Origin of the sequence: Pseudomonas sp. 3-2 (assembly GCF_019710535.1) — a bacterium.
GTDB lineage: Bacteria > Pseudomonadota > Gammaproteobacteria > Pseudomonadales > Pseudomonadaceae > Aquipseudomonas > Aquipseudomonas pharyngis.
Genome location: NZ_CP081200.1, coordinates 333,644 through 355,083, shown reverse-complemented (window position 1 = coordinate 355,083; position 21,440 = coordinate 333,644). Strand labels below are relative to the sequence as shown.

The 21,440-nt window shown below is 60.9% G+C and carries 22 protein-coding genes and 1 tRNA gene; 14 read left to right on the top strand and 9 right to left on the bottom strand.

Going from position 1 to position 21,440, the window contains the following annotated elements; genetic code table 11:
* Positions 1-13: 13 nt before the first annotated feature.
* From K3819_RS01615 to K3819_RS01600, 4 genes are all read left to right on the top strand, one after another.
* Positions 14-1,300, top strand: a complete 1,287-nt coding sequence (locus K3819_RS01615; RefSeq protein ID WP_039764683.1) for a murein hydrolase activator EnvC — start codon at positions 14-16, stop codon at positions 1,298-1,300.
* A 31-nt stretch (positions 1,301-1,331) separates the two neighbouring features.
* Positions 1,332-2,651 carry a S41 family peptidase gene (locus tag K3819_RS01610; protein ID WP_011332024.1) on the top strand — a complete coding sequence of 440 codons (1,320 nt, stop codon included), beginning with the start codon at positions 1,332-1,334 and terminating at the stop codon, positions 2,649-2,651.
* Between the two features lie 2 nt (positions 2,652-2,653).
* Entirely contained in the window at positions 2,654-3,430 is a 777-nt protein-coding gene (locus K3819_RS01605) for a divergent polysaccharide deacetylase family protein (RefSeq protein WP_085647987.1), read from the top strand.
* Between the two features lie 116 nt (positions 3,431-3,546).
* Complete coding sequence (locus tag K3819_RS01600; RefSeq protein ID WP_221398506.1) at positions 3,547-4,920, top strand: Vps62-related protein; 1,374 nt, start codon at positions 3,547-3,549, stop codon at positions 4,918-4,920.
* Here the strand turns inward: K3819_RS01600 and K3819_RS01595 are convergent.
* The 7 genes from K3819_RS01595 to K3819_RS01565 form a co-directional block, all read right to left on the bottom strand.
* Positions 4,901-5,656 carry an ABC transporter substrate-binding protein gene (locus K3819_RS01595; RefSeq protein ID WP_085647985.1) on the bottom strand — a complete coding sequence of 252 codons (756 nt, stop codon included), beginning with the start codon at positions 5,654-5,656 and terminating at the stop codon, positions 4,901-4,903. The genes K3819_RS01600 and K3819_RS01595 overlap by 20 nt on opposite strands.
* 76 nt (positions 5,657-5,732) lie before the next feature.
* Complete coding sequence (gene hisF, locus K3819_RS01590) at positions 5,733-6,503, bottom strand: imidazole glycerol phosphate synthase subunit HisF (protein ID WP_007897430.1); 771 nt, start codon at positions 6,501-6,503, stop codon at positions 5,733-5,735.
* 9 nt (positions 6,504-6,512) lie between these two features.
* Positions 6,513-7,250 (bottom strand): 1-(5-phosphoribosyl)-5-[(5-phosphoribosylamino)methylideneamino]imidazole-4-carboxamide isomerase, encoded by a 738-nt coding sequence (gene hisA / locus K3819_RS01585; RefSeq protein ID WP_064363356.1) that lies wholly within the window; start codon positions 7,248-7,250, stop codon positions 6,513-6,515.
* A 42-nt stretch (positions 7,251-7,292) separates the two neighbouring features.
* On the bottom strand, positions 7,293-7,553 hold the full coding sequence (locus K3819_RS01580) for a DUF2164 domain-containing protein (RefSeq protein ID WP_011332018.1): 261 nt from the start codon (positions 7,551-7,553) through the stop codon (positions 7,293-7,295).
* Positions 7,554-8,192, bottom strand: coding sequence for an imidazole glycerol phosphate synthase subunit HisH (gene hisH / locus K3819_RS01575; protein WP_007952546.1), 639 nt, complete (start codon positions 8,190-8,192; stop codon positions 7,554-7,556). It abuts the gene before it with no gap.
* Positions 8,192-8,785, bottom strand: a complete 594-nt coding sequence (gene hisB, locus K3819_RS01570) for an imidazoleglycerol-phosphate dehydratase HisB (protein ID WP_039764670.1) — start codon at positions 8,783-8,785, stop codon at positions 8,192-8,194. Before hisB ends, hisH begins: the two co-directional genes overlap by 1 nt.
* 282 nt (positions 8,786-9,067) lie before the next feature.
* The gene (locus tag K3819_RS01565; protein WP_085611172.1) at positions 9,068-10,732 is read right to left on the bottom strand and encodes an OFA family MFS transporter; all 1,665 of its coding nucleotides are present in this window, start codon (positions 10,730-10,732) and stop codon (positions 9,068-9,070) included.
* A 354-nt stretch (positions 10,733-11,086) separates the two neighbouring features.
* Between K3819_RS01565 and K3819_RS01560 the strand changes: the two genes are divergently transcribed.
* The 5 genes from K3819_RS01560 (at position 11,087) to K3819_RS01540 (ending at position 15,297) form a co-directional block, all read left to right on the top strand.
* Positions 11,087-13,309 carry an AsmA family protein gene (locus K3819_RS01560; protein ID WP_221398505.1) on the top strand — a complete coding sequence of 741 codons (2,223 nt, stop codon included), beginning with the start codon at positions 11,087-11,089 and terminating at the stop codon, positions 13,307-13,309.
* Positions 13,306-14,373 carry an A/G-specific adenine glycosylase gene (gene mutY / locus K3819_RS01555; protein ID WP_085611174.1) on the top strand — a complete coding sequence of 356 codons (1,068 nt, stop codon included), beginning with the start codon at positions 13,306-13,308 and terminating at the stop codon, positions 14,371-14,373. Before K3819_RS01560 ends, mutY begins: the two co-directional genes overlap by 4 nt.
* Entirely contained in the window at positions 14,370-14,642 is a 273-nt protein-coding gene (locus tag K3819_RS01550) for an oxidative damage protection protein (protein ID WP_007952551.1), read from the top strand. The genes mutY and K3819_RS01550 overlap by 4 nt, the downstream gene beginning before the upstream one ends.
* 104 nt (positions 14,643-14,746) lie before the next feature.
* Positions 14,747-14,822 (top strand) — tRNA-Phe (locus tag K3819_RS01545).
* 136 nt (positions 14,823-14,958) lie between these two features.
* Entirely contained in the window at positions 14,959-15,297 is a 339-nt protein-coding gene (locus K3819_RS01540; RefSeq protein ID WP_221398504.1) for a hypothetical protein, read from the top strand.
* Here the strand turns inward: K3819_RS01540 and K3819_RS01535 are convergent.
* Positions 15,294-15,743 carry a carboxypeptidase regulatory-like domain-containing protein gene (locus tag K3819_RS01535; RefSeq protein ID WP_221398503.1) on the bottom strand — a complete coding sequence of 150 codons (450 nt, stop codon included), beginning with the start codon at positions 15,741-15,743 and terminating at the stop codon, positions 15,294-15,296. The genes K3819_RS01540 and K3819_RS01535 overlap by 4 nt on opposite strands.
* A gap of 265 nt (positions 15,744-16,008) precedes the next feature.
* On the opposite strand from K3819_RS01535, the gene K3819_RS01530 reads away from it, so the two are divergent.
* The 3 genes from K3819_RS01530 to K3819_RS01520 are packed head-to-tail and all read left to right on the top strand — an operon-like array spanning position 16,009 to position 17,855.
* Positions 16,009-16,962: an alpha/beta fold hydrolase gene (locus K3819_RS01530; protein WP_221398502.1), complete on the top strand. Its 954-nt coding sequence runs from the start codon at positions 16,009-16,011 to the stop codon at positions 16,960-16,962.
* Positions 16,963-16,982: 20 nt separating this feature from the next.
* Positions 16,983-17,396, top strand: coding sequence for a hypothetical protein (locus tag K3819_RS01525; protein WP_064592813.1), 414 nt, complete (start codon positions 16,983-16,985; stop codon positions 17,394-17,396).
* Between the two features lie 6 nt (positions 17,397-17,402).
* Positions 17,403-17,855: a hypothetical protein gene (locus K3819_RS01520; protein WP_039764661.1), complete on the top strand. Its 453-nt coding sequence runs from the start codon at positions 17,403-17,405 to the stop codon at positions 17,853-17,855.
* Between the two features lie 70 nt (positions 17,856-17,925).
* Here the strand turns inward: K3819_RS01520 and gabP are convergent, their stop codons facing one another.
* A complete protein-coding gene (gene gabP, locus K3819_RS01515) occupies positions 17,926-19,317 on the bottom strand; it encodes a GABA permease (protein WP_085611178.1) in 1,392 nt (463 codons plus the stop codon).
* Positions 19,318-19,869: 552 nt separating this feature from the next.
* Between gabP and K3819_RS01510 the strand changes: the two genes are divergently transcribed.
* Both K3819_RS01510 and K3819_RS01505 read left to right on the top strand, forming a co-directional pair.
* Positions 19,870-20,643, top strand: a complete 774-nt coding sequence (locus tag K3819_RS01510) for an ABC transporter ATP-binding protein (RefSeq protein ID WP_007897462.1) — start codon at positions 19,870-19,872, stop codon at positions 20,641-20,643.
* A 13-nt stretch (positions 20,644-20,656) separates the two neighbouring features.
* On the top strand, positions 20,657-21,403 hold the full coding sequence (locus K3819_RS01505) for an ABC transporter substrate-binding protein (RefSeq protein WP_064592811.1): 747 nt from the start codon (positions 20,657-20,659) through the stop codon (positions 21,401-21,403).
* Positions 21,404-21,440 lie beyond the last annotated feature (37 nt).

Sequence of the window (21,440 nt, the reverse complement as noted above, 5' to 3'; positions counted from 1 at the left end):
GCCGCCCGCCTCTATGCTTCGCGTCCTGATCGCCCTCGCTCTGACATGCCTGCTCCAACCGGCCTTCGCGGATGAGCGCGCGCAAACCCAACAGCAACTGGACGCCACGCGCCAGGACATTGCCGAGCTGAAAAAACTGCTGGGCAAGCTTCAGGAGGAAAAATCCGGGGTACAAAAGGAGCTCAAGGGCACCGAAACCGAGATGGGCAAGCTCGAGAAGCAGGTCGAAGCCCTGCAGAAAGAGCTCAAGAAGAGCGAGTCCGAGCTGCAGCGGCTCGATGCGGAGAAAAAAAAACTCCAGAGCGCGCGCACTGAACAGCAGCGACTGATCGCCATCCAGGCCCGCGCCGCCTACCAGAACGGTCGCCAGGAATACCTCAAGCTGCTGCTCAACCAGCAGAATCCCGAGAAATTCGCCCGCACCCTCACCTATTACGACTACCTGAGCCAGGCTCGCTTGGAGCAGCTTAAAAGCTTCAACGAAACCCTGCGCCAACTGGCCAACGTCGAAAAAGACATCGGCGTGCAGCAGGCGCAGTTGCTGGCGCAGCAAAGCGATCTCGACACTCGGCGCGAAGCGCTCGACAAGGTCCGCAAGGAGCGCCAGCAGGCCCTTGCCAAGCTCAATGACGACGTGAAAGCCCGGGACCAGAAACTGGCCGCCCGCGAGCAGGATCAGGCAGACCTGTCTAAAGTCCTTAAAACCATTGAAGAAACCCTGGCCCGCCAGGCTCGTGAGGCAGAAGAAGCGCGGCAGAAAGCGCTCATCGCCCAGCAGGAAGCCGAAAAAAAGCGCTTGCGTGAGGCCGAGGCGGAAAACTCCGACGCCCCACGCAAACCGGTCAGATCGACACCCGGCGCTCTGGTGTCCAGCGGCGGCGAGACCTTCGGTGGCCCTTTTGCATCAAGTCGGGGAAAACTTCCATGGCCGGTTGATGGTCGACTGCTGGCACGCTTCGGCGAAACCCGTGGCGACGATGCCCGCACCAAGTGGGACGGCGTGATGATCAGCGCCTCCGCCGGCAGCCAGGTGCATGCCGTACACGGCGGGCGCGTGGTGTTTGCCGACTGGCTGCGCGGCGCCGGGCTGCTGGTGATCCTCGATCACGGCAACGGTTTTCTGAGTCTTTACGGTCACAACCAGACGCTACTGAAGTCGGCAGGTGACGTGGTAAAAGCCGGTGAGTCCATCTCCACTGTGGGTAACAGTGGCGGCCAGGACACACCAGCGCTGTATTTCGCAATTCGTCAGCAGGGTCACCCGAGTGATCCGGCGCAATGGTGCCGTGCGCAAGGATAAGCACGCCATCTAATTCAGGAGTTCGTTCGACATGCTGCATTTGTCCCGCCTTACCTCGCTGGCCCTGACGATCGCCCTGGTGATCGGCGCGCCTCTGGCGTTCGCCGCTCAACCGGCTCCGGCCGTCGCTCCGGCAGGTACTGCCGCGACTTCCAAGGCGCCGTTGCCGCTGGAAGAGCTGCGCACCTTTGCCGAGGTCATGGACCGGATCAAGGCCGCCTATGTCGAGCCGGTGGACGACAAGACCCTGCTGGAAAACGCGATCAAGGGCATGCTCAGCAACCTCGATCCGCACTCCGCCTACCTCGGCCCTGAAGACTTCGCCGAGTTGCAGGAAAGCACCAGCGGTGAGTTCGGTGGTCTGGGCATCGAAGTCGGCGCCGAAGACGGCTTCATCAAGGTCGTGTCGCCAATCGACGACACCCCGGCGTCGAAGGCCGGCATCCAGGCCGGCGACTTCATCGTCAAGATCAACGGGGCGCCGACCCGCGGCCAGACCATGACCGAAGCCGTGGACAAGATGCGCGGCAAGATCGGCCAGAAGATCACCCTGACCCTGGTGCGCGACGGCGGCACGCCGTTCGACGTGACCCTCGCCCGCGCGGTGATTCAGGTGAAGAGCGTCAAGGCACAGCTGCTCGAATCCGGCTATGGCCTGATCCGCATCACCCAGTTCCAGGTCAAGACCGGCGAGGAGGTCTCCAAGGCCCTGGCCAAGCTGCGCAAGGACAACGGCAAGAAACTCAACGGCATCATCCTCGACCTGCGCAACAACCCGGGTGGTGTGCTGCAAGCGGCGGTGGAAGTGGTCGATCACTTCATCACCAAAGGCCTGATCGTCTACACCAAGGGCCGAATCGCCAATTCCGAACTGCGCTTCTCCGCCACCGGCAAGGACGAAAGCGAAGCGGTGCCGATGGTCGTGCTGATCAACGGTGGCAGTGCCTCGGCTTCGGAAATCGTCGCCGGCGCCCTGCAGGATCAGAAACGCGCCGTGGTCATGGGTACCACCAGTTTCGGCAAGGGCTCGGTGCAGACCGTGCTGCCGCTGAACAACGACCGCGCGCTGAAGATCACCACGGCGCTGTACTTCACGCCGAACGGCCGCTCGATCCAGGCCCAGGGCATCGTCCCGGACATCGAAGTGCGCCGCGCCAAGATCACCAACGAGGCGGACAGCGACTACTTCAAGGAAGCCGACCTGCAAGGTCATCTGGGCAACGGCAACGGCGGCGCGGACAAACCGACCGGCTCCGGCGGCAAGGCCAAGGCGATGCCGCAGGATGACGACTACCAGTTGGCCCAGGCCCTGAGCCTGCTCAAAGGCCTGAGCATCACGTCCGGCCGTTGAGGATGTCTTTGCGTTTCCTCTTTGTCCTGCTGTGCTGTCTGGCGGGTGCTGCTTACGCAGAACCTGCCAGACCCACACCTCAAAAAGCCTACCTGACGCTGATCATCGACGACCTGGGGCAGAACCTGCCCCGGGATCGCCGCGTGCTGGCCCTGCCCGGCCCGGTCACCACAGCGATCATGCCCGACACCCCGCACGCCACCGAATTCGCCCGCGAAGCCCATCGCGCCGGCAAGGTCGTGATCCTGCACATGCCGATGGACCCGGCCACCGGCCCGTTCGCCTGGCATCCCGAACTGCCCATCGAAGAACTCGAAAAACGGCTGAATGCTGCGTTCAAAATGGTCCCCTACACCGCCGGTATCAACAACCACATGGGCAGTCGCATGACCGCACAGCCGGTGGCCATGGCGTGGTTGATGGGCGAGTTGCAGCGCCGCCACAAGTTCTTCGTCGACAGCCGCACCAGCGCGCAGACTGTGGCAGCGCAGCAAGCGCAAAAGATCGATCTGGCGAGTGTTTCGCGGGATGTGTTTCTCGATGACGAGCGCACAGAAGCGGCGATCCTGACTCAATTGCAGACAGCGATCAGTCTGGCGCACAAGCAGGGTTCGGCCGTGATGATCGGGCACCCTTATCCACAGACGCTGGCAGTGCTGGAGCGGGAACTGCCGAAGCTGAAAGCCCAAGGCATCGAGTGGATCGACATCAAGCAGATGATCAGTGTGCGCAGCAATCGCGCCACGGCCGCGCATGGCAAAGACGGGATTTATCGGTAACAAACCGACACACGCCCATAAATAGTTACCGCCTGACGCCTGCCCTCTTTCCGGATAGTCAGACCTGCCACAGGTCGCAACTCTTTCGAGTTGCCATTCAATTATCAGGATTGACTATGACTACCAACGACAATGCTTCATTGCGAGACAGGCCAATGGAGCCGATCAGGCTCGACAACCTGCTGATCAACTTCACCAGCGAATTCAACCGTATCTGGAACAGCAACGGCACACGGGCCAGGCCCGCCACCTTCTGGCGCCCTGCGCCGGCCCCCGATCTTCTGCCGGGATACTTTCCGCTGGGAGACATCCTCATCCCCAACACCACCTCCATCAACGGCGAAATTGTCGCCGCAGTGGTCTGCGAGGCAACGTTACAAGACGACGGTAACACCAAGGGCAAAGCACTCAGCCGACCCACCGACTTCGAACTTGTCTGGAAAGAATCCGGATCGGGAGCCGCCACGCGCACTTCAATCTGGCGCCCGATTGCGCCGCAAGGCTATGTCGCCCTGGGTATGACCTGCTCCAGCGATCACGGCAAACCCTCACTCAACGCCATCCGTTGCGTCAGGGCCGATCTGGTCGTTGCTGCCGACCTCGGCGATCTGCTCTGGAATGACAAAGGCAGTGGTGCAACGCTGAACTTCAGCGCCTGGAGCATTGATCCCCCGACCGCCGCGGCGGGCGAAATCTGCTTTGCGCCCGGCACCTTCATCGGCGCCCCGAGCCACAACAAACCGGCAACCGGCCCTTTCGCGCATGCATTACGGATACCGATTCCGGTTCAAGTGAGCGCACCTGCAGAAGCTCCAGTACTGACTGCACACATCAATCCCGAAAGCGCAGTGGCGAAGGTCACGCAGACTGCCCGCCTGCCATGGTTCGCAGTCAGGGATTACGCTCAACCCAATGATGGATTTCACCATTCGCGTTACTACGATCTGAAAAGAACCGACCAATATGTGCTGGTCGGGTACGGCCGAAATGCCACGGAGCAGGCTCAGTCGATCAAATGGAAGGCGCCAAGGGCGCAAAATGCAGCGGCCATGCGGCTATTCAATCGCCATACCGCCGTGGAATTCACCAAGGCCTGGCCGGCTGCGATGCCCAGTGATATCCGGGCAACAAAGTTCTCGGCGTGCCTGCCGCGGGATTTCACTCACACCGAAACGTCCTCCAGCGAGTGGAGCGAATCAGGCTCTCGGGTCGTCATCGCCATGGCGGCGAAACTCAAATCGGTCGCGGTGTATCAGATGGAAAGTCACTACGAGCTGGTCCGGGAGGATGGCACTGAAGTCACCGTCCCGCTTGGTTACACCGATGACACCCGTCTTGTCATGAGTGAATACCCGCCAGAAGCCGTCGAGACAGCAACTCCAATGCCTGTCATGGCGGCAAACCCATCGACAGAAACCATCACGAGCGGCGCCGACGTTGTTGCGCAATCGTCGCCGGGCTCGTCGACTGCTACAGATAGCGCCCCATGATTTCGTCGACCACGCCTTCCTTGCGCATCTGATCGAGCGCGGCTTGAAGCTTGGTAACGGCTTCGTCCGGTACGTCCTTGTTCAGTGCCAGATACAACTCGGCGCTGTTGAAGCGCAGTACGGTTTTCAGCCCGGTCACGCCATCCTGCCGCGCCAGATAGCGTCCGGCCGGGTCGCCGGTGGCCCACAGGTCGATCTGGCCGCTGACCAGTTTTCTGGCGTTGTCCTGATCGCGCAGGACCACTGCCGGCTTCAGCCCCTGCTTGGTCAGGGTCTCGGCAATCGCATCGCCCTTGTAGGCGCCGATCTTGTATTTGCGCGCGTCGTTGAGGGTTTCGAGGGTGATCTTGCTGTCGGCCTTGGCCAGCATGACCCAGTCGTCCGGGCCGATCGGGCCGACCCACTTGAAGAGTTTTTCGCGATCCGGCAGCCGCGCCATGACGAACGCGCCGTAACCGGGATTCTCCAGCGCCAGCTTGTAGACCCGCTCCCAAGGGAAGCGCAGGGTCAGGCTGTAAGTGATGCCGGCACGCTTGAACATCTCGCGCACGATGTCCGTGGCGATGCCGTTGATGTTTTCGTCCTGGGCGAAATTCTTGCCGTTCTTCGCCATGTTGTACGGCGGGAAGTTTTCGGTGAGGAGCACCAGATCGGTGTCGGGACTTTCTTCGGCGTGGCCGTTGTTGATCAACAACACAGAGGCACTGGCGAGGGCGAGAAGCAGGCGTTTGATCATGTCGGGCTACCGAAATCCATGGCGTGCCCAAGAGTGCCTTGGGTACGCCATGCTGTCCACTGGCCTGTATGGATGTTTAACGCATTACGATACCGCGGTGAGCCATGTAGGCCTTTGCTTCCTGAACGGTGTATTCGCCGAAGTGGAAAATACTCGCCGCCAGCACCGCGCTGGCGTGGCCTTCGAGGATGCCGTCAGCCAGATGCTGCAGATTGCCGACGCCACCGGAAGCGATCACCGGAATCCCCAGCGCATCGCTGATGGCGCGAGTCACGCCGAGGTCGAAACCGTTTTTCATACCGTCCTGGTCCATGCTGGTCAGGAGGATTTCACCGGCGCCCAGGCCTTCCATTTTCTTCGCCCACTCGACCGCGTCGAGGCCGGTCGGCTTGCGGCCGCCGTGGGTGAAGATCTCCCAGCGCGGGGTTTCGCCCGGGCCCGAAACCTTCTTGGCGTCGATGGCGACGACGATGCATTGCGAGCCGAAATGCTGCGCCGCTTCGCCGACGAATTCCGGGTTGAACACGGCAGCGGTGTTGATCGACACCTTGTCCGCACCGGCGTTGAGCAGGTTGCGGATATCCTGCACGGTCCGCACACCGCCGCCGACGGTCAGCGGAATGAACACCTGGCTGGCCATGCGCTCGACGGTGTGCAGCGTGGTGTCACGGCCATCGACGCTGGCGGTGATGTCGAGAAAGGTAATCTCATCGGCACCCTGCTCGTCGTAGCGACGGGCGATTTCCACCGGATCGCCGGCGTCACGGATGTTCTCGAACTTCACACCTTTGACGACCCGGCCGTTGTCCACGTCCAGGCAAGGGATGATGCGTTTGGCCAGCGCCATGGTCAGTCCTCAGCCTTGGTACGAGTCGCAGAAAGCTTGCGCTTCAGCGACGTCGAGAGTGCCTTCGTAGATCGCCCGGCCGGTGATGGCACCGATGATGCCCGGTGCCTTGGCGTCGAGCAGCGACTTGATGTCACCCAGGTTGTGAATGCCGCCGGATGCGATCACCGGGATCTTCGTGGCAGCAGCCAGCGCAGCGGTAAACGGCACGTTGCAGCCCTGCATCATGCCGTCTTTGGCGATGTCGGTATAAACGATCGAGGACACGCCGTCGGCTTCGAACTGCCTGGCCAGGTCGATGACTTGCACGGTGCTGATTTCAGCCCAGCCATCGGTGGCGACAAAACCGTCTTTGGCATCCAGACCAACGATGATCTTGCCCGGAAACGCACGGCAGGCTTCAGCAACGAACGCCGGATCCTTCACCGCTTTGGTGCCGATGATCACGTAGCTGACGCCAGCCTTGACGTAATGCTCGATGGTTTCCAGCGAACGGATGCCGCCGCCGATCTGGATCGGCAGGGTCGGGTAGCGCTTGGCGATCGCGGTCACCACTTCGCCGTTGACCGGCTGGCCTTCGAAAGCGCCGTTCAGATCGACCAGATGCAGACGACGGCAGCCGCCCTCCACCCACTTGGCAGCCATGCTCACCGGGTCATCGGAGAACACTGTGGAATCTTCCATGCGGCCCTGGCGCAGACGTACGCAGGCACCGTCTTTGAGATCGATAGCGGGAATAATCAGCATCTGGCAAACCTTCAAATTTGAATGTTCAGCTTGGCTCGGAAATCAGTTTTTCTCGAGCGCCCACAGGTCGCTTTCGATGCTTTCAAACCGCTCCTTGAGGTGGGTCTGCACATCGAAAATCGCCCTGTTGTAATAGTGCGGAGCAATTTCGCGGGTAAACAGCTCAAGAATTTCCGCCGCCTCGAACGAACCCAGGTCCAGTTCGAAACGATCCTCCATGAACCGCTGAATCTTGCGGTTGGCCTCGCTCTCCTGCTCGGGAGTGAGGGTCAGGATCGGCGGTTTGGATTTCTTGACGGCCATTTACCAGCGACCGTCCCACGCCGCGAAGTTCTGCAGCAATTGCAGGCCATGGGTATGGCTCTTCTCCGGGTGGAACTGCACGGCGAAACGCGAACCTTCGGCCAGTGCCGCAGCGAAATCGACGCCGTAATGACCGCTGCCGACCACCTGCCGTGGGTTACCGGCGGCGATGTAATAGCTGTGCACAAAGTAGAAACGCGCCAGGTCCGGAATGTTGTGCCACAGCGGGTGATCCACCGCCTGCTTCACTTCGTTCCAGCCCATGTGCGGGACTTTCAGGTGCTCGCCGTCTTCATGCAGGTCTTTGCCGAAGAACTTCACCGCGCCCGGGAACAGGCCGATGCAGTCGACGCCGTCGTTCTCTTCGCTGGAGTCGAGCAAGGCTTGCATGCCGACGCAGATGCCGAGGAACGGACGGTCCTGGCTGACTTCACGCACCAGCGAATCGAAACCGAGGCGACGGATCTCCGCCATGCAATCGCGAATCGCACCGACACCGGGGAATACCACACGGTCAGCTTCGCGGATCACTGCCGCATCACTGGTGATCAGCACCTTGCCGGCACCGACGTGCTCGAGGGCCTTGGCCACCGAGTGCAGGTTGCCCATGCCGTAATCGATAACTGCAACCGTCTGCATTACAGGACGCCTTTGGTCGAAGGCATCTGGCCGGCCATGCGCTCGTCCAGCTCGACGGCCATGCGCAACGCGCGGCCGAATGCCTTGAACACGGTTTCGATCTGGTGGTGGGTGTTGGTGCCGCGCAGGTTGTCGATGTGCAGGCTGACCAGCGCGTGGTTGACGAAGCCCTGGAAGAATTCCTGGAACAGGTCGACGTCGAAGCCGCCAACGGTGGCGCGGGTGTACGGCACGTGCATCTGCAGGCCTGGGCGGCCGGAGAAGTCGATCACCACGCGCGACAGCGCTTCATCGAGCGGCACGTAGGCGTGGCCGTAGCGACGGATGCCTTTCTTGTCGCCAATGGCTTGCGCGAAGGCCTGGCCGAGGGTGATACCGACGTCTTCCACCGTATGGTGGTCGTCGATATGCAGATCGCCCTTGCATTGGATATCCAGGTCGATCAGCCCGTGACGGGCGATCTGATCCAGCATGTGCTCAAGAAAAGGAACACCGATATCGAATCGGGCCTTTCCGGTGCCATCAAGGTTGATCGAGGCTTTGATCTGGGTTTCCAGAGTGTCGCGCTCGACAGACGCCTTACGTTCGGCCATCACCAGCTCCGCAAAATCATTGGGCGAAAAAGGCAGCCATTATAGGGGCGCGGGGCCGAAACAGAAACACGATAGGTGGAATGACTGACGGATAGAACCCCGTGCTGTCGGGGATAGACATGTCCATACAAGCCATTACAGGCGCCCGGAAAAAAGTGGGAGCGGGCTTGCTCGCGAAAGCGGTGGGTCAACCAACAGTGATGTCGACTGACCGGACGCCTTCGTCGGATCGCCGCCCGGACCAAGCCCGCTCCCACAGGGTTACTGCGTTTTAACGGTTACTTAGTGGAACAAAACCGCCGTCTTCTGCAGGGTCACCCACACACCCCACGCCAACGGAATCCCCACCACCAGCCACGCAGCGATCGCCAACGGCTTGCTGCCCGGCGCGGCTTTCCACTCCAGCACGGTGCTGGCGTCAGCACCCTTGTCGTGGCCCAGCGCCTGTTCGGCAGCCAGTTCGGCGTCGGTCATGAAGTACTTGTCGGCCACCGGGCGTACCAGCAGGTTGCACAGGAAACCCAGCACCAGCAGGCCGGCGAGGATGTACAGGGTGATGTCGTAAGCGGCGGCGCGTTCAACGCCGATGCTCAGCTGATACTCACGCAGGTAGTTCACCAGCACCGGACCCAGCACGCCAGCGGCAGCCCAGGCCGTCAGCAGACGACCGTGGATCGCGCCGACCATTTGCGTACCGAACAGGTCGGCCAGATACGCCGGAACGGTGGCGAAACCACCGCCGTACATCGACAGGATGATGCAGAACGCCGCCACGAACAGCGCAACGTTGCCCAGGTGACCGAGGTTCGGGATCAGCGCGTACAGCGCAAAACCCAGTGCGAAGAACACGAAGTAAGTGTTCTTGCGGCCCAGGTAGTCCGAGAACGAGGCCCAGAAGAAACGGCCGCCGATGTTGAACAGGCTCAGCAGACCGGTGAAACCGGCCGCAATTGCAGCGATGGAAGCCAGTTGACCGGCGTCCAGCTGACCGAACGGCAGATCGTTACCCAGCAGCTTGCCGCCGAACACTTCCTGCAACAGTGGCGAAGCCATGCCGAGGATGCCGATACCGGCGGACACGTTCAGGCACAGCACCAGCCACACCAGCCGGAATTGCGGGGTTTTCCACGCCACATTCACGTGGACGTGACGGTGGGTGATCATCGCGTTCGACGCTTTCTTCGCCGGCGCGGTCCAGCCTTCAGGCTTCCAGCCGGTTGGCGGTACGCGGTACGCCAGCGCGCCACCGATCATGAACACGAAGTAGATCGCGGCCATGGCCACGAAGCTCTGCCACACGCCGACACCGGTTGGCGAAGCGAAGTGACTCATCAGAGCGGTCGCCAGTGGCGCACCGACCATCGCGCCACCGCCGAAGCCCATGATCGCCATGCCGGTCGCCATGCCGCGCTTGTCCGGGAACCACTTGATCAGGGTCGACACCGGCGAGATATAGCCCAGGCCCAGACCGATACCGCCGATCACGCCGGAGCCGATCCACATCAGCCAGATCTGGTGGGTATAGATACCCAGCGCAGAAATCAGCAGACCGCCGCACCAGCAAAGTGCCGATACAACACCGGCCTTGCGAGGACCTGCATGTTCGAGCCAGCCGCCCCAGATCGCTGCCGAGCAGCCGAGGAAGATGAAGAACAGGGTGTAGATCCAGCCGAGCATGGAGATCGGCCAGTCGCATTGCGACGAGAAGACTTGTGCGATGAAGCTCATGTCCGGTGCGCAAGCCACCGGAGCAGTGACGCCCAGCGCCTTGGACAGCGGCAACCAGAACACCGAGAAGCCGTAGGCCATGCCGATGCACAGGTGAATGGCCAGAGCGGCCGGCGGGACCAGCCAACGGTTGAAACCGGGCTTGGCGATGATGCGTTCCTTGGACAGGAACCCGGGCTGATCGGCTTTGAAGCCGTCCGCCGTAATGGTCGTGCTCATTGTGTATCCCCCAATTATTAGTATGGTTCGCCAGCCACTGCCCACCCCGGCCTTTATGCACGCAGGCATGACCGTTTTTTGCGGGTGAAGCTCCTTGAAAGCGCGACGTTAAGTCGCAGATGGGCGGACGAACGGGCGAAGGTTACCATTTGCACGTGACAGAAAAACCAAACTGATATCACCTTTTTCATGTCATCTGATCTCAGGACGCCCGGGAACCCCGATGCCGATCGTTGTCGAAGCGCTGTATATCGCGGTTCAGCAGCCTTGACGGGGCACCGCGACAGCGAGGGTTGATGCAGCGCTATACTCCCCGGCTAAATTACGAATTCGACTACTTACAAGGACTCGCCCATGAAAGCGTTCGGCAAAATCCTGGGTCTGGTACTTCTCGGGCTGTTGCTGATCATTGTGGCGGCGGGCTTCGCCCTGACCCACCTGTTTGATCCCAACGACTACAAGGACGAGATCCGCCAGATAGCCCGCGACAAGGCCCACATCGAGCTGACGCTCAATGGCGATATCGGCTGGAGCCTGTTCCCGTGGCTCGGCCTGGAACTGCACGAGGCCAGCGTCGCGACCCTGGCCAAGCCTGCAGAACCGTTTGCCGACCTGCAGATGCTCGGTCTGTCCGTGCGCGTGCTGCCGCTGCTGCGCCGCGAGGTGCAAATGAGCGACGTGCGCGTTGAAGGCCTGAACCTGCGCCTGAGCCGTGACAAGAATGGTCACGGCAACTGGGAAGACATCGGCAAGGTGCCGGCTCCCGCCGGAAGCACACCGCCAGCGACCGCCGGGGAAGCCTCTCCAGCAACACCGGCCCCGGTGGAAAAACCGGCCCAGCCGATTCGCCTCGACATCGACAGCCTGACCGTCAACAACGCCCGCGTGGAGTACAACGACGAGCTGACCGGCAAGCAATTCAGCGCCGAAAGCATCCAGCTGAGCACCGGCGCTGTTCACGATTCGACCAACATTCCGGTCAAGGCCACCGCGTTCCTCGGCACCAACCAGCCGGCGCTGCGGGTGCGCACCGAGCTCAACGGCGAGCTGCGTTTCGAGCGCGCCCTGCAACGCTACAAGTTCGAAGACCTGAAGCTTTCCGGCGAAATCGCCGGCGATCCGTTGCAGGGCAAGACCGTGACCTTCGCCGCCCAAGGGCAATTGCTGCTGGACAAGGCCGCCAACGTCGCCGAATGGACCGGCATCAAGCTTTCGGTCAACCAACTGCGTGCCCTCGGCGAGCTGAAGGCCAATGACCTGGACAAGACGCCACAGATCAGCGGCGGAATTTCCATTGCCCAGTTCGATCTGGCGAAATTCGTCGACAGCATCGGCCAGACCCTGCCAGCCATGGCCGAAGGCAGCCTGAGCAAGGTTGAACTGGTCAGCCGTGTCGCCGCGACGCCGACCAGCCTGGCGCTGGACAACATCAACCTGAAACTTGACGACAGCAGCTTCAGCGGCCGCATCGCCGTCGAGGATTTCGCCAAACAATCGCTGCGGGCGGTCCTCAAGGCAGACACCTTCAACGTCGACCGCTACCTGCCGCCGAAATCGGAAAAAGCCAACAACGCCACGCAGGTCCGCCAAGCCGAAGTCGCCAGCACCGAGGCCGATGCGATGGCCGGGGCCGGCAGCACCCCGCTGCCGGAAAAACCGAGCAAAAGCGCCTGGAGCACCGAGCGCCTGCTCCCTGTTGAGCGCCTGAGCAAGCTCGACGTCAACGCCGACCTGACCTTCGGCCAGCTGACCCTCGACAAGTTACCGATCCAGAACGCCGCACTGAAAGCCACCGGCCAGGGCGGCCTGCTGACCCTGGAGAACCTGCGCGGCGAGCTGTACAACGGCGACTTCGAAGCCAAGGGCACACTGGACGTGCGCCAGACGGCGCCGGTGCTGAACCTGCAAACCCGGATCAACCGGGTGCCGGTGGAGAAAATCCTCGAAAGCCAGGGCAAGAATCCTCCGGTCAAAGGTCTGGTCAATCTCACCAGCACGGTCACCGGCAGCGGCAACAGCCAGCAGGCGCTGATCGAAACCCTCAACGGCAACGCCAGTTTCGTGATCAACAACGGCGTGCTGCTCAACGCCAACCTTGAGCAGCAACTGTGCAAAGGCATCGCCACCCTCAACCGTAAATCCCTGAGCGGCGAACCGCGCGGCAAGGACACACCGTTCCAGGAGCTCAAGGGCAACCTCACGTTCCGCAACGGGGTGGCCAGCAACCCGGACCTGAAAGTGCGCATCCCCGGCATGAGCGTCAACGGTGATGGCGATATCGACCTCAAGGTGCTGGGCATGGACTACCGCGTCGGCATCATCGTCGAAGGCGATACCAGCGCCATGCCGGATCCGGCCTGCCAGGTCGGCGACAAATTCGTCGGCATCGAATGGCCGCTGCGCTGCCGAGGCCCGCTGGAGCTGGGCGCCAAGGCCTGCCGCGTGGACAACGAACGCATGGGCCAGGTCGCGAGCAAACTGGCCGGCGACAAGATCAGCGAAAAAATTGACGAGAAACTGGGCGACAAAGTCAGCCCGGAACTGAAAAACGCATTGAAGGGGCTGTTCAAGCGATGAGAGCGGAGCAGTTTTCCACGGCGGTGCTGGAATGGTTCGACCGCCACGGCCGCCATGATTTGCCCTGGCAACAGAACATCAACCCGTACCGGGTGTGGGTGTCCGAGATCATGTTGCAGCAGACCCAGGTCAGCACCGTGCTCAATTACTTCGACCGCTTCATGGCCGCCCTGCCGACGGTCGAAGCCTTGGCCGAAGCGCCGGAAGACGAAGTGCTGCACCTGTGGACCGGGCTCGGTTACTACACGCGCGCGCGCAATCTGCAGAAGACCGCGAAGATCGTCGTCGGCCAGTACGGCGGCGAGTTTCCCCGGGATGTCGAGAAACTCACCGAGCTGCCGGGTATCGGCCTGTCCACCGCCGGCGCAATCGCCAGCATCAGCATGGGCCTGCGCGCGCCGATCCTCGACGGCAACGTCAAACGGGTGCTGGCGCGTTTTACCGCGCAGGAGGGTTACCCCGGCGAGCCGAAGGTCGCCAAGCAACTGTGGGCCAACGCCGAGCGCTTCACGCCGCAGGATCGGGTCAACGCCTACACCCAGGCGATGATGGACCTGGGCGCCACGCTCTGCACCCGCAGCAAACCGAGCTGCCTGCTGTGTCCGCTGAAAAACGGCTGTGAAGCGCACATGCTGGGGCTGGAAACGCGCTACCCGATCCCCAAGCCGCGCAAGGCCATCCCGCAGAAACGCACGCTGATGCCGCTGCTGGCCAACGAGGACGGCGCGATTCTGCTTTATCGCCGCCCGTCCAGCGGATTGTGGGGCGGTTTGTGGAGCCTGCCGGAACTCGACGACCTCGACGACCTGCAACACCTCGCCGCGCAACACTCGCTGGAACTGGGCGAGCAGCAGGCACTGCCGAGCCTTGTCCACACCTTCAGCCACTTCCAGCTGTCCATCGAACCCTGGCTGGTTCAGGTGCAGGAAGCCGGCGGTCACGTGGCCGAGACCGACTGGCTCTGGTATAACCTCGCCACCCCGCCGCGCCTGGGCCTCGCCGCCCCGGTCAAGACCTTGCTCGAACGCGCGGCCGCCGTCTTGAATGCAGGAGAGTCGACATGACCCGCACCGTAATGTGCCGCAAGTACAAAGAACAACTCGAAGGTCTGGAGCGCCCACCGTACCCGGGCGCCAAGGGCCAGGATATTTTCGAACACGTCTCGGCCAAGGCCTGGGCTGACTGGCAGAAACACCAGACCCTGCTGATCAACGAAAAACGCCTGAACATGATGAACGCCGAAGACCGCAAATTTCTTCAGGGCGAAATGGACAAGTACTTCTCCGGCGAGGAATACGCTCAGGCCGAAGGCTACGTTCCGCCCGCAGAGTAAACCCCGCGAAATCGGGGGTCGGATCGTAAGCGACGGAATTAATTTAAGAAATTTTAAAAAAGTGTTTGACGTAAATCCGAAAAACCCTTTTAATGCGCCCCGTTGCCCAGATAGCTCAGTCGGTAGAGCAGGGGATTGAAAATCCCCGTGTCGGCGGTTCGATTCCGTCTCTGGGCACCAAATACCGAAAACCCTGAATCGCAAGATTCAGGGTTTTTTTATGCCTGCGATTTGATCACGGCCCGATTCCGCCCTTCTTGCAGGCCGGAATTGGCGATACGTTGCTCAACCCTTACGGAAGAGGGTCATCACCGCGATGAACCAGAAAAGAACCCGCGTCCCCCTGCCCCATCCTGCGCCACCCGTAAAACGCACCGACTGGCTGATGATTGCTCTCGGCATCGTACTGACCCTCTGCGTAGGCCTGATCACTTATGAAACGGTGAACGGCCTGATTCAGGGACGCATCAGCAACATGGCGCGGGGGAAACACTTCGCCGTGTATTCACAGGCCGAACAGTCCTTCGACTTCTGGTTCACTGTTGCCACGCACTGCCTCTTCGCACTCTTCCTGTCGGGCGCTGCCTGGCTTCTGATCTGGATGGGACGCACCGCGACGGTCACGCCACCCGGGCGTGACCGTCGGCGACGTTAGCTGTTGTCGTTCCAGTGGAACACCAGATTGCGCGCAGCACCGCCGCCTACTTCCGCCACATCCCGACGCGTTTCACCCTTGCGGGTGGCGACGACCGTGTACTTGCCTGGCGGTAGCTGAACGTACACCAATGGCCCGGTTTGATTGAGCGTCAGCACGGTTTGACCGGGGGCTTTCTGGATCGCCACGTCGACATCGGCGGTATATTCGTTTTGCGTACCGACAGCGAAGGTCATGTGCAGGTTGTAGCCCGCGGATTGCTGAATGGCTTTCGACTCATCTTCACCAATCCCGCCGGCCAGATAACGAACACCGTTTTGCTCCTGCTGCTGAACCTGCAGGGCGGAACTGTCGATCGGTGCCAGACTTTCAGCCTGCGCCATGAGCGGAAACAGCAATATCGCCGCAGCGGCGACGGGCAGCACGAATGAAAGAACGCGTTTCATGAGGACGACTCCCGGGTTCTCGCGGAACCCAATCGTTACCTCTTTTTAGATTTTGTCTTGCGGAGTGGGTTTTAGAACGATTGGGAGTTGTTTTGAATGCAAAAAAGACTACACAAGTTTTTCCCAGCCAATTCATGACGCACTGCGTCACGAATTGGCGACCGCCTAATCGAACCGTCAATCCGGTACACACTGCATACCAAATCATTGCGCTGCATCCCGCATGAAGTTCATTCTCGACCCGTCCTAGCCAGGCTCGAAACCCATGAACCTACAAAGTGCACCACCTCCACTCGGCCAAGCATCCGACATTGAAAGCGAACCTTTCCGCGAGCCCGCCGCCGACGGCTATCTGCTCGGCGGTTTCACCTGGCGTCACGCCTCACCGGATCCACAACGCCCGGTTGTGATCATCAACGCCGCCACATCCGTGCGTTGCCGCCACTACTCGCGCTTCGCGGCGTATCTGTTCGCCAATGGGTTCGACGTGATCATTTTCGACTACCGCGGCATTGGTGAATCGCGGCCAAAGTCGATGAGGCATTTGCAGGCTTCGTGGACGGATTGGGGCGCGCTGGATTTCGAGGCGATGCTCAAACGCGCGCAGCGAGAGTTTCCCGGTCAGCCGATCGATGTGGTCGGACACAGCTTCGGCGGCTGCGCAGCAGGCCTGGGGGCGTCCGGGAAGATAATCCGACGACTGGTGACCGTCGGCGCGCAGTTCGCTTACTGGCGCGATTACGCGCCCGAGCATCGCTGGCGGATGTTCGGCAAATGGCATCTGCTGATGCCGCTGGTCACGCTGTTCTGTGGATATTTTCCGGGCAAGCGACTTGGCTGGCTGGAAGATACGCCCGCCGGCGTGGTGCGCGACTGGAGCACACCTGCCGCACGTTATGAGCGGCGTCCGAGCGGTAGAACGATCCGCAACCTGCCCTTCGCCAACGTCCGGGCCAAAGCCCTGGCAATCAGCATCAGTGACGATCCCTACGGCACGATTCCCGCCATCGAACGCCTGCTGGCTTACTTCCACAATGCGCAAAAGACCCACCTGCGAATCGAGCCGCAGGACATCGGCGAACAGCAAGTCGGACATTTCGCCTTTTTTCGCAGCGCATACCAAGCCACACTATGGCCCATCGCTCTGACCTGGCTGCAGACCGGCGAACTGGCCTCCGACACACCGGGGCGCAAGATCCCACGCAGCCAAGCCCTTTAACGCACCACGGAACACACACCATGGCTTCCGCCAACAAGCAGCAAAAACGCGCCGCCCGGGCCAAGACCAAGGCCAAGCAGAACCGCACCAAACGTGCGGAAGCGCCGGTCGAGCTGGACCCGAACGACGACCGCATCGATTTTGAGTCGGTGGACCTGACCGAACTGTTCAAGAAAATGATCGACGCCGAAAAGATCAGCCAGCAGGCCCTGTGCACCGCGTTCCTCGAAGACCCGCTGCTGGAGCTGGTGTACGAGCAGGAAGGCGAAGAAGGCGCGATGGACTTCATCCTCGCCGCGCTGATCGAGTACCGCCAGTGGGCCACCGAGACTGACGAGGCTGGCGCTCTGGCGTGGATCGAATCGCCGGATTTCCAGAAAGACTATGTGGCCGCGTCCGACGCAATCGCCGCACAAACCCAACAGAAAAACTGAGTTCCCATGGCATCCCTGAACAAGCAACAGAAACGCGCCAAACGCGCCAAGGCCAAAGCCAAGCAGATCCGCATGGTCGGTCGCAAACCCCTGGCGCAGGACGATGACCTCGGTCACCTGGCCGAGCCGATCCCGGAATACACCCTGGCGATGTTCAGCAAGATGCGCGACGCCGAAGCCGTCAGCCGCAACGAAATGCTGCTGACGCTGCTGCGTGAGCTGGCGTTCATCATCGTCGACCATCCTGAACTGCTGGACATGGAAAATGCCGAGAACGAAGGCATGGCCGCCACTCACCTGGCCGCCGACATGCTGATCGACTACCGCATGTGGGCCGATGGCATGGATCGCGAGACCGCCCAGGCCTGGCTGAGCGAACCGCAGTTCATCAGCGATTTCGGGATTGCGCTGGACACCTACGGTCAGTCGGTTGAAGCGCAGGAAGAGAAGAGCGAATAAACCGCTCGCAGTAACAAAAACGGCCGCTTGTCATCACTGACAGCGGCCGTTTTGCGTTACGCGTTGCGGATCAGTTCAGCACCGCGGCGCCACGCTTTTCCAGATTGCGGCGGCGGGCCACCAGCAGACCGGCCGCGACCACCAGCAGGCTGAGCAGGCCGGTCGCGAGGATTTCCACGCGATGGGCATCCTGGAACAGCATGATGGTCAGGGCCGCCACGATGAACACGATCACCGCGTAGGTCAGGCCCGGGAACAGCCACATGCTGAAGACGATTTTCTCGCCGCGAGCCATGCGCTGTTTACGCATGCGCAGTTGCGAAATCGCGATCACCAGGTACACCAGCAGCGCGATCGCGCCGGAGCTGGCCAGCAGGAACTCGAACACCGCCGCCGGGGCTACGTAGTTGGCGAAAGTGCACAGGAACGCCGCGCCAGTGGACAGCATTACCGCCCAGTAAGGGGTGCCGCTTTTGTTGGTGCGGGTCGCCATGGCCGGGGCATCGCCGCGCTTGCCGAGGGAGAACAGCATGCGCGAAGAGGTGTACAGCGCCGAGTTCAGGCAGCTGGTTACAGCGACCAGAACCACGATGTCGACGATCATCTTGGCGTTCGGGATGCCCATGCGCTCAAGCACGGTCTGGTAGGAACCGACGCTGGCCAGAACCGGATCGTTCCATGGCACCAGGGCCACGACGATGAAGATCGAAACGAGGTAGAACAGGCCGATTCGCCAGATCACCGAGTTGGTCGCCTTGGAGATCTGCTTGCCCGGGTTCTTCGATTCCGCGGCCGCGATGGTCACGATCTCGGTACCCATGAAGGAGAACATGGTGGTCAGGATCGCGCCCAGCACTGCGCCCATGCCGTTCGGCAGGAAGCCCTGGGTGTCGAAGATGTGCGAAACGCCGCTGACCTGGCTGTTCGGCAGGAAGCCGAAAATGGCCGCGACGCCAAGAATGATGAAACCGATGATCGCCACGACTTTGAGCAGGGCGAACCAGAATTCGAACTCACCGTAATTTTTCACGCTGAACAGGTTGGTCACGGTCAGCAGCATGGTGATGATCAGGGCGAAGGCCCAGATTTCCACACCCGGGAACCAGGCGTGCAGGATGGTTGCGGCGGCGTTGGCTTCCAGCGGAATCACCAAAACCCAGAACCACCAGTACAGCCAGCCGATGGTGAAACCGGCCCAGTGACCGATAGCGCGGTCGGCGTAAGTCGAGAACGAGCCAGTGTCAGGCGAGGCAACCGCCATTTCGCCGAGCATGCGCATCACCAACACAACCAGCGCGCCAGCAGCGGCGTAAGCCAGCAGAACAGCGGGACCGGCAGCGGCGATGGCGTGGCCGGAGCCGACGAACAGACCTGCACCGATCACCCCGGCGATCGACAGCATGGTCACATGACGCGGTTTGAGCCCCTGTTCGAGGCCATTGGAGCTTTGGGTACTGCTCATTGGAACTACCTTTGCGAGGAAAGCGATTGCGTCCGGCCCGTCTGGCGTTCCTTCTCGTAAAAAGAATCCAACGGGGCGTTCCGGATTCTGCACGCAATAAATGCGCCAAAATGTTTCAAACTCTTCTGCCGTGCGGTTTTCCGCGCGACCGGACAGTCATCGCAAGTCCTTGAGAATAATGGCCTTTCGCCAAAGCGTTACCCTGCGACTCACTTTTCAAACGAACGAGCGCACCAGAAACACACTGAAAAAGTGCGGGATGCACAATAAAAGGGCGAATGAGGAACGATCGGCCGGATAGCGCTTCCAACACCCCGCCAAAGGTGGCAACATCGCGCCTTTTTTTACGCGACACCCACGGGAATCCACGTTCAAACACCCGTTCGGTTGTTGATGGGGCGACAGTCTGCTGCGCCGATGCGACAACCTGCCACACGCCATCCGTTTACCGCTCGTAGCGCTGTTGGCTGCCATTGAAACGCTATGCTAGCTTGGCCGCCTCGCCAGGAAGGCCAACCAACAGCAGGAGCGCAACATATATGAGGAACGCACATGGCTGAGGCCACGCCCGCGCTTGAAATCCGCAACTTGCACAAACGCTACGGACAGCTTGAGGTGCTCAAAGGCATCTCGCTGACCGCCCGCGACGGCGATGTGATCTCGATCCTGGGTTCCTCCGGTTCCGGCAAGTCCACGTTCCTGCGTTGCATCAACCTGTTGGAAAACCCGCATCAGGGCCAGATCCTGGTGGCCGGGGAAGAACTCAAGCTCAAGGCCGCCAAGAATGGCGAACTGGTTGCCGCAGACGGCAAGCAGATCAACCGCCTGCGCTCCGAGATTGGTTTTGTGTTTCAAAACTTTAATCTGTGGCCGCACATGAGCGTGCTCGACAACATCATCGAAGCCCCGCGCCGCGTGCTCGGCCAGAGCAAGGCCGAAGCCATCGAAGTCGCCGAAGCGCTGCTGGCCAAGGTCGGCATCGCCGACAAGCGCCACGCCTATCCGGCGCAACTGTCCGGCGGCCAGCAACAGCGCGCGGCGATTGCCCGCACGCTGGCGATGCAGCCCAAGGTGATCCTGTTCGACGAGCCCACCTCCGCCCTTGACCCGGAAATGGTCCAGGAAGTACTTAATGTCATCCGCGCATTGGCCGAAGAAGGCCGCACCATGCTGCTCGTGACCCACGAGATGGGCTTTGCCCGTCAGGTCTCCAGCGAAGTGGTGTTCCTCCACCAGGGCCTGGTAGAAGAGCAAGGATCGCCACAGCAGGTGTTCGAAAACCCGCTTTCGGCGCGCTGCAAACAATTCATGTCCAGCAACCGCTAACGGAGCTACCCGCATGCAGAACTACAAAAAGGTCTTCCTGGCCGCCGCCGTCACCCTCGCGTTCAGCGCCGGTGCCATGGCCGAGACCCTGAAGATGGGCATCGAAGCGGCTTACCCGCCGTTCAACAACAAAGACGCCAGCGGTAACGTCGTCGGCTTCGACAAAGACATCGGCGACGCCCTGTGCGCCAAGATGAAAGTTGAATGCTCCGTCGTCACTTCGGACTGGGACGGCATCATCCCGGCCCTGAACGCCAAGAAGTTCGATTTCCTGATCTCCTCGATGTCGATCACCGACGAGCGCAAGCAAGCGGTGGATTTCACCGACCCGTACTACTCCAACAAGCTGCAGTTCATCGCGCCGAAGGATAAAGAGTTCAAGACCGACAAGGACTCCCTGAAAGGCAAAGTGATCGGCGCCCAGCGCGCGACCCTCGCCGGCACCTTCATGGAAGACAACATGCCGGGCGTCGAAGTGAAACTCTACGACACCCAGGAAAACGCCTACCTCGACCTGACCTCCGGTCGTCTGGACGGCATCCTCGCCGACAAATACGTCAACTACGAGTGGCTGAAAAGCGACGCCGGCAAAGCCTATGAATTCAAGGGCGATCCGGTGGAAGAAAGCGACAAGATCGGTATCGCTGTACGTAAAGGCGACCCGATCCGCGAGAAGCTGAACGCTGCGCTGAAGGAAATCGTTGCCGACGGCACCTACAAGAAGATCAACGACAAGTACTTCCCGTTCAGCATCTACTGATCCTGACCTGCCGGATCGGCGCCGTCACATGACGGTG

Coding starts and splice junctions, on each gene's coding strand:
- K3819_RS01530 (WP_221398502.1), top strand. CDS start 16,009: ATGAACCTACAAAGTGCACCACCTCCACTCGGCCAAGCATCCGACATT.
- K3819_RS01605 (WP_085647987.1), top strand. CDS start 2,654: ATGTCTTTGCGTTTCCTCTTTGTCCTGCTGTGCTGTCTGGCGGGTGCT.
- K3819_RS01560 (WP_221398505.1), top strand. CDS start 11,087: ATGAAAGCGTTCGGCAAAATCCTGGGTCTGGTACTTCTCGGGCTGTTG.
- K3819_RS01565 (WP_085611172.1), bottom strand. CDS start 10,732: ATGAGCACGACCATTACGGCGGACGGCTTCAAAGCCGATCAGCCCGGG.
- gabP (WP_085611178.1), bottom strand. CDS start 19,317: ATGAGCAGTACCCAAAGCTCCAATGGCCTCGAACAGGGGCTCAAACCG.
- K3819_RS01540 (WP_221398504.1), top strand. CDS start 14,959: ATGAACCAGAAAAGAACCCGCGTCCCCCTGCCCCATCCTGCGCCACCC.
- hisA (WP_064363356.1), bottom strand. CDS start 7,250: ATGCTGATTATTCCCGCTATCGATCTCAAAGACGGTGCCTGCGTACGT.
- K3819_RS01510 (WP_007897462.1), top strand. CDS start 19,870: ATGGCTGAGGCCACGCCCGCGCTTGAAATCCGCAACTTGCACAAACGC.
- K3819_RS01520 (WP_039764661.1), top strand. CDS start 17,403: ATGGCATCCCTGAACAAGCAACAGAAACGCGCCAAACGCGCCAAGGCC.
- hisH (WP_007952546.1), bottom strand. CDS start 8,192: ATGCAGACGGTTGCAGTTATCGATTACGGCATGGGCAACCTGCACTCG.
- K3819_RS01595 (WP_085647985.1), bottom strand. CDS start 5,656: ATGATCAAACGCCTGCTTCTCGCCCTCGCCAGTGCCTCTGTGTTGTTG.
- K3819_RS01535 (WP_221398503.1), bottom strand. CDS start 15,743: ATGAAACGCGTTCTTTCATTCGTGCTGCCCGTCGCCGCTGCGGCGATA.
- K3819_RS01525 (WP_064592813.1), top strand. CDS start 16,983: ATGGCTTCCGCCAACAAGCAGCAAAAACGCGCCGCCCGGGCCAAGACC.
- K3819_RS01600 (WP_221398506.1), top strand. CDS start 3,547: ATGACTACCAACGACAATGCTTCATTGCGAGACAGGCCAATGGAGCCG.
- K3819_RS01610 (WP_011332024.1), top strand. CDS start 1,332: ATGCTGCATTTGTCCCGCCTTACCTCGCTGGCCCTGACGATCGCCCTG.
- mutY (WP_085611174.1), top strand. CDS start 13,306: ATGAGAGCGGAGCAGTTTTCCACGGCGGTGCTGGAATGGTTCGACCGC.
- hisF (WP_007897430.1), bottom strand. CDS start 6,503: ATGGCGCTGGCCAAACGCATCATCCCTTGCCTGGACGTGGACAACGGC.
- K3819_RS01580 (WP_011332018.1), bottom strand. CDS start 7,553: ATGGCCGTCAAGAAATCCAAACCGCCGATCCTGACCCTCACTCCCGAG.
- K3819_RS01550 (WP_007952551.1), top strand. CDS start 14,370: ATGACCCGCACCGTAATGTGCCGCAAGTACAAAGAACAACTCGAAGGT.
- K3819_RS01505 (WP_064592811.1), top strand. CDS start 20,657: ATGCAGAACTACAAAAAGGTCTTCCTGGCCGCCGCCGTCACCCTCGCG.
- hisB (WP_039764670.1), bottom strand. CDS start 8,785: ATGGCCGAACGTAAGGCGTCTGTCGAGCGCGACACTCTGGAAACCCAG.
- K3819_RS01615 (WP_039764683.1), top strand. CDS start 14: ATGCTTCGCGTCCTGATCGCCCTCGCTCTGACATGCCTGCTCCAACCG.